Source organism: Acidovorax sp. KPB24-07, assembly GCF_057543315.1.
Window position 1 is genome coordinate 1 of the sequence record NZ_BAAJYS010000760.1, and the last position, 1012, is coordinate 1012.

General features: G+C 72.3%; 1 protein-coding gene. It reads right to left on the reverse strand.

What is annotated here, in order from left to right; genetic code table 11:
- Positions 1-271: 271 nt before the first annotated feature.
- Positions 272-1012 (reverse strand): peptidoglycan DD-metalloendopeptidase family protein (locus tag AC27IQ_RS25605; RefSeq protein WP_487091313.1); only part of this gene is annotated, 741 nt, incomplete at its 5' end.

Consider the following 1012-nt stretch of genomic DNA (forward strand, 5'->3'; position numbering starts at 1 on the left):
GCCGGCCGCGCCCACGTCCACCGCCGTGCCCACCACGGTGGCGCCGACCTTCACCGTGGTCGCCACCACCGTCACCGCGGCATCGCCCACGGCCACCACGGCGCAGCCGCTGCACAGCACTGCCATCGCCGCGAGCGCGGCACCCAGAAAAGATCGCATGGAAACCACCCAAAAAGGCCAGGGGATCGAAGGCGGAAATTGTCGCTGCCCGCTCCGCGAAGTGGCCCCTTCTTTACCGGCCCGTGTCGGCCCGGCGCAACGCCCGTCCGGCTCAGACGGGCAGGAAGAGCGCCGGGTCCACCATCGTGCGGTTGAGCATCACGCCCCAGTGCAGGTGGGGCCCGGTCACGCGGCCGGTGGCGCCCACCGCGCCCAGGCGGTCGCCGGTCTGCAACTGGTCGCCCACCTTGGCGTCGATGGCGCTCAGGTGGGCATAGACGGTGAGCAGCCCGCCGCCATGGTCCAGCCACACGGTGCCGCCGCTGAAGAAATATTCGCCGGTGTCGATCACCCGGCCCGGCAGCGGCGCGACGATGGCCGTGCCCTTGGCTGCGGCGATGTCCATGCCGCTGTGCGGATTGCGCGATTGCCCGTTGAACACCCGCCGCAGCCCGAACGAGCTGGACCGGGGACCCGGCACCGGGACGTGCATGCGCAGGTCGGCCGGCTTGGGCAGCGGTGTGGAAAACGCCGCCGTCACCTGCCGCTGGTGTTCGCGCTCGCGCTCGAAGCGGGCGTTGTCCTCGGCGGAGAGGTCCACGGTGCGCGGCGCGACGCTCAGGCGCTGCTCGCGGTACTTCTTGGGCGCGATGGTGTAGGGCACCTTGCGCGCTGCATCGCCCTCGGTGGCCGAACCCCGCACCACGATCCCGGCGGCCCCCGCCTGGGCCGCCAGCGGAATGCCGACGATGGCCGTCCACTCGATCGCATCGCCCAGCACAAGCACCGGCACGTCGCCCGCGCCTTCGTCCACGTGCGCCACCGGCCGCGTGGCCGCCGGCCCCAGCGACAG